This is a genomic window from Bacteroidota bacterium, assembly GCA_030017895.1.
Lineage (GTDB): Bacteria > Bacteroidota > Ignavibacteria > UBA10030 > BY39 > JASEGV01.
On record JASEGV010000116.1, the window covers coordinates 1 to 6,713 of the forward strand.

Genomic DNA, 6,713 nt, shown 5'->3' on the forward strand with positions numbered 1-6,713 from the left:
ACCAGTCTGCATTCGGTAGAAAAATACACCGCTCGGAATATTTGTTGCATCCCAAATTGCTTCATAATAACCACCCTCTTTAAACTCATCAACAAGTGTTGCTACTTCACGTCCTAAAACATCATAGACTTTCAAAGTTACCCAATTGTCAATTCCTGCCCGTCCGTCAGGCGGGGGCAATTGATAATTTATAATTGTTGTAGGGTTGAAAGGATTGGGATGGTTCTGTTTGAGAGAATAATTCGTAGGAATAATTGTGCCAATATAATTTTCAACACCAACCCTTGAGTCAACAACGATACTTCCATCGAAAGTTAAACCTACAGGTTTTCCCTCGTTGAATAACAGATCGGAAATAGATACAGGATTTGTTCCGTAGGGTGTAGAAGACAACACTTTAAGTCGGACCTTCAATAAAATTCCAAAATTATTCACGGCATCGCTTCCCGCTGCGGCAATCGTAGTTGACCCAGCAACCGATGAAAAACCAGAAACCGACCAGCTTTCACTCATTGTTCCTACAGTGAGCGGAGTTAGAGGTTCGAAGTATGCAGGATTGAAATTAATTTTGAACTGAGCCGAGAATATTCCAGGTTGGTAACGTTCAATGTAAATTCCGAGATGTGCCCACCCCTCCACACCAACCGAATCGGTCATAACTCTTACCCGAATATCGTATAGAGTGATATTGCCGCTTGTGCCGATTGCACCGACCGAATCTTCAACCGACACTTTAATAATGCCGCTTCTTTTAACACGCAATAATCCTGTGCTCGAAATATCAGCGGCAGATGAATCAGAAACTTTCCAAACGAGCGGCGGGTTTATAGTACCTACTGTATTAAATTGCAGCGAATCGCCGGCAACTAGTGTAGCCGTCAGTGGATTTACCGAAAGAATAGACCTGTTCAGAACATTCAAACTTCCATTCCGGATATTACCGTAGAGACTTTCGTTGAATATCAAATCGGAGATATTAAAACCTGTACCACCGGTATAAATACTCGTTGCCTGACAATTCAGATAGACAAGCACTTGTGTACCAGCGCCATTCAACCGTGAAGTGCCGGCAAACGAGAGCATAATTTTACCGGAAATAATTTGAATGGTCGATTGCCCGAATTGCTCTAGCAATGATCCGGATTCTGTTGTTCCGAGTATTGTTACCAAATTCGGATCGAACGAAACAGAAAATTGACCCGAAGAAATATCCACCTGGCTTAGGTCGGTAACATAAACCGGCATCAAAAACGAACGACCTTGAATAAATGTAGTATCGCGGATAGTTAATTTGAATGCGCGAATTTCGATTTGTCCCGAAGTATCAATTGTCCCGTTTTGATCTCTCGCTATCACTTTGCAAAAACCGTGGCTGACAGCTCTTAAAAGTCCGTTACTGTCGATAGTAGCAATAGATGGATTTGTAACAGACCAGACAAACGGAGCAATTCCACCGGAAACACTAAATTGATTAGTTTCGCCAACCGTCAGCAATGATACATCTGGATGAACTGTTATAACCGGAAGGGGCTGAATATGGATTGTCCCGTTACGGGTAATAGTTGCAGGATTACCTTCGTTGAGCATAGCTTTTGCAAATGTAATTCCGGTTGCATTATGCGGCAAACCTAAAGCGGCAGAAATCTGTATATAAATTAAAGTTCCTGTATTAGTAAGTGCTTCAGTACCAGCGCCTGCAATTATAATGCGTCCGCCAGCAATGTTGAACATAGGTGTGCCCCAGCTTTCTGTAAGTGAACCAGATGAGATGACATTCTCAATGCGGATTGCGTTAGGGTCGAAATTTAACTCCAACTCATAAGAAGTTACATTCAAACCGTTCAAACTGCTATCTACGCTAACGGCGTACAGAAACGTCGTCCCGCGCAACACTGTGGTATCCTTTACAGAAATGCGAACCGGACCTGCCGCAGATAATTGAATAACCACGGCAGTAAAGATTAATATGAATAATAAGCGTTTCATAATTTTGGCTCCTTCTTTTTAATGGAATTATTTAGTAAGGAGCATTTTTTTCACATCTGTAAAATTAGTTTTTCCTTTAACGGTTATTTTATAGAAGAACATACCGTTTCCGACTTCCACACCTGCATCATTTCTACCATTCCAAACCACGCTATAGGAACCGGCATCCTTCTGCTCATCAACGAGTGTTGTTACTAGTTTTCCCACTACATCGTAAACGGTTATATTTACTTGTCCATCTCCCGGAATTTGATATCGAATAGTTGTAGAGGGATTAAATGGATTCGGATAATTTTGGTTCAATGAAAACTCGATAGGTATATCGCTTAGCATTATCTCATCCGCCTTCGCTAAAGCTGTAAAATCTGTTTCATTCAAAAGTACTCGCGTAAACTCGAATGAAGATTTCAGACTGCCTTTAATATCTTTATTGATGTCGAATGTCAATAATAAAACATTTCCATCTGCTTTAATGTATTCAGAGCCTGCAATAGCGACATTGATTTCACCCGCCGAAGACTTCTGATTCAATGTCATTCCGGAAAGTAATGAAGTTGTCTCAGTGTTTTTAAGTGTAAACAATTGAGTATCAAATTGAAGCGATAAATCGATACTCGCCAGATTTGTTACATTACTAAATTGGATTGGAAGAGTCATACTTGTACCACCGTTAAGAATCGCGCTGCCAAGTTTGATTTCGGATACCGTAAGTTTCGGCAAAATTACAGGTAGTTTCTTTCCAAGGTTTTCTACCGGGAATGATGTAATTTTTCCGACTACATATTGTAAAATTAATGAAGCATCAAAAGAAGTAATTCCCATCTCGCCACTTACATCCGCAGCCTGCTTTTGGATGGCGTTTAACGGGAACGCTACTGAATCGACAACGAATTTCAAAACTAAAGAGGCGTCGTAAGCTTGTATTACTCCATTCAAACTGACATCACCGGCTTTGGGCTTTAATGAACCTATCGTTCGATATGGCATAAAGTTTACGCTATCAGTTACACCATTACCAACACCACCGGGATTTGATGCATGAGCTGGACCTGAATTATCTCCCCACCAATTGTTCCTCGCATCAATATTGAAAACCTTATTTTGATTGAAGATACCCATTTCGGTGGATTGGTATATATCGCAATAATTGATAACAGGATTTGAAGAGCCGACTGCATAAAGAGCATTCCTGTTTTGCATAAAAGCGCTTCGTGTTATAATTGGACTTGCATTGTTTGTATATATCGCTCCTCGACCAAGCGCTGAATGCCCTCCGAATCGGAATACACCGTTTCTGATTCTGCATAACGGGTCGTTCGATTCGTCTTCAAACCGAACACTCCCCCAATATTCAACCCATGGGCTTGTGCGATTACTATCTGCGTTCGTATCGCCGCCATAAAAATCATCCAATAATGAAGTAAATACTATAGTGCTATCCGAGGTTGAGCCACCTTCAGCGATCAATCCTTTCCGAACAACCATACTTCCGTTTTGAACAAATTTCAAAATCACACCCGGCTCGATCGTCAATACTGCACCTGAACCGACTGTATAAGATCCAAAAATATACGGGATGTTTTTTACTCCGCCGAATGTTCGTATCGGTAATGTAAGATTTTGAGATAATGTTTCGTCAATTATCCTCACTCCTCGCCAGGTAGAACCCGATATGCTGTTGCCGATTGTAGAACTCGGATAAGATACTAACGATGATATCAATGGTGAATATGTAAGATTGTGAAATACGCAGCTATCGACAACAGGTTGAGATACCCCACTCATATAAATTCCCCCATTATTTTTATCGAAGTGGACGTTCGATAATATAGGAGATGCCTGATTAATATTTATTCCGTAATCGGCATAACGCACGATGGTGTTGCGTAATGAACAGTTAGCATCAATGCTTGCGTCTGCAAAAACTATTCGCGATAATCCCTCAATTACGGGAGTTTGAAAGCCGTTCCCTTCAGTATCGAGCGGGTTACCATAACTATCGTCAGCTACGCTCGTGAAAACTACCGGTTGCCCCGAAGTTCCATTTACAACAAGTCCACCATTAACCTGCATAACTCCACCTTTGAATACAACGCCCTCCGGAATCGTAATGGTTACACCGGTATTAATTGTTAGTCCTTGGTATATCATATAGCTGATGTTTGTGTAACCGGAAAGATTCCGCTTGACTACAGATGCGTTTGTGTTAAAAGTTTCCGGTAACAAACCAATAGCCATATAGCCCACATTCAAAGCAGTTACATTTGTAAAAGTCGGATTCGCAAACAAGCTCATGAATACCGGCGTGTGGCTTACGTTGTTAATTAATGTATTTGTTATGACCGGTTGGGCGCCGCCATAAATTCCAAGTCCGGAAGTATTTGAATGTTCAATATCGCAGCTATCAATCTTAGCCCGGCAGTTGGAAACAATTACATTTCCCCAATTTCCATATCCTCCGTACCCACTACCACCGTAACGTATTTCGCACAGTTTGAGAGAGTTCAATGAGTCAATAATTGAGTTATAAAATAATACACCCAACCAATGTCCGCGACCCGGAAAGCTGTTGCTGCCGTCATTATTTGTATCGCCGCCTTTTGAATCATCTCTAATAGCAGTGAAAACAATTTTTTCGGTTGGAGTTCCGTTGGCAACCAGTGCGCCATATACATAAAGCCCATAACTCCAGTCAATAAATTTCATAACTACACCCGGCTCAAGCGTTAGTACTGCATTCGGTTGTATAGTAAGCCAGTGAACTATGTAAGCAATATTATTTATACCTGCAACATCACGTTTTTTTAGTAAAGCGTTTGTATGAAGGTCGCCTTCTAAAATCCGAATACCTTGAGAACCATTTCCAGCAAATGTAATATTTGTTAAAGTCGGGTCCGACTTTAACGACATTGCAAACGGGTCGAGTCGGCAATCACTGATACTTACATTATCTACAAGTGTTGTGGAAGTTTCATCAAACCGAACGCCATAATGATTTGAATTTGTGATAGTAGAATTAAGAAGCTTTCCGTTCGCATCTGTAAATGATACAGCTCCCCAGCCATAAGCATCTGCAAATTTTACCTGACAGCTATCTAACAAACAAAAAGCATCATCGCTGCTTGCCTGAAATTTTATCATGCCCCAATTTCCTCTCGAGGGCGAGGTTGCAGGTCCGTCGTTATTCGTATCAAAAGGATTACCGACGTTATCGTCTCGAAATCCTGTAAACACAATTTGACCATCTGCAATATTTCCTTTTGCCTGGAAACCACCGTTTACAAGAACCTGTACTCCGTCATTCATTTTCACTACTACACCAGGTTCTACTGTAACATAAACACCGGTATTAATTGTTAAATGTCCAAGCAGGAGATATGTAATATTATTGAAACCGGCTACATTCCGCCGTTTAATAGTTCCATTGATTGCTAAATTTTCACCGATGATTCCGATGGCTGTCCACGCCGGATTTATAAACGTAAGCCCGCTAAGAGTTGGGTTTGCACAAACCGACATCGCGATCGGTGTGTATAGTGAGTTCGTTATCGTGGTATTTAAAATTTTTGGGTTAGAAAGTTGCGACGCGTATATACCATAAACATTGTCAGTAATTATACAATTTGAAATTGTCGGACTCGCATTCACAGTTGTTATCAAACCTTCGCCAACGTGGCTCTGACCAAAACGTAGCCGGCAATGATTCAGTATCGAATTCGTGTCGCTCGTTGCTTCAAAGATTATTCCCCCCCAATCAGTTCTCACCGGTGTTGTCGCTGTACCGTCCCGGTTGGTATCGCCTCCGAATGTATCATCCTTTATAGAAGTTATTGCGATTAAACTATCGGCACTTCCGTTGGCGACTAATTTCCCTTGTACAGCCAAGCGATTGCCATGTGTAATTCCTTTTAGAACAACACCTTTTTGAATTGTTAAAGTTCTACCCGGCGGCACCACTACATCCTGAAGCAATACATATGTAAGATTAGAGATACCGGTTACCGAACGAACAGGGATGAAGGCACCAGCAGGAATTACACCGCCAAATAATCCGATTGCATTATTGTAAATAGCCCCTGTAAATGAAAAAGTATTATTGTTAAAAACAGGATTAGAAGTAAGCGACATTACTAACGGTAATCGCTGACTGGAATTAATTGTATTGTTAGCGATAACAGGTGAGGAAATCCCAGTTACCATTATTCCATAGAAATTATTTGAGAAGGTACAATTATCGATGATGGGACTTGCGTTATCAATATTTACACCGCCGTTTTCTTCCCAGTAATTACCGCCGCCGTAAGAAATATTAGCGCGTCGTATTATACAAGCTGTATCAATACTCGAATTTCTAAATTGGATAGAACCCCAATATCTCGTTACAGGATTAGTAGCATTCCCGTCTCCGTTTGTATCGCCGCCGATTGTATCGTCAGTATAAGCTGTAAAAAATATGTTTTGCCCCACACCTGCATCCGCTATTAATGTTCCATCCACCATCAAATGCACATTTTCATTGAACTTTATAATATTAGATGATGAAATTCTCAAACTCCCGGCTGAATTTACTGTATAATGGCTATTGAATATATAAGGAACATTAATTGTATCTAAAGTCAAATTATTGTTGTTGCCCCCAAAGGCAATTAAAATTCCATTGTATCTATTACCTGGGCATCTCTAGAAACTCGCCGAATTTTGTAGAAAAAATATTTTACGTATATTTG

The 6,713-nt window shown here is 40.7% G+C and carries 2 protein-coding genes; both read right to left on the reverse strand.

Annotated features, from left to right (window positions below; translation table 11 throughout):
- A partial coding sequence (locus QME58_13805; protein ID MDI6804890.1) for a cohesin domain-containing protein occupies positions 1–1,986 on the reverse strand: 1,986 nt, incomplete at its 3' end.
- A 27-nt stretch (positions 1,987–2,013) separates the two neighbouring features.
- Entirely contained in the window at positions 2,014–6,537 is a 4,524-nt protein-coding gene (locus QME58_13810; GenBank protein ID MDI6804891.1) for a right-handed parallel beta-helix repeat-containing protein, read from the reverse strand.
- Positions 6,538–6,713: the final 176 nt, after the last annotated feature.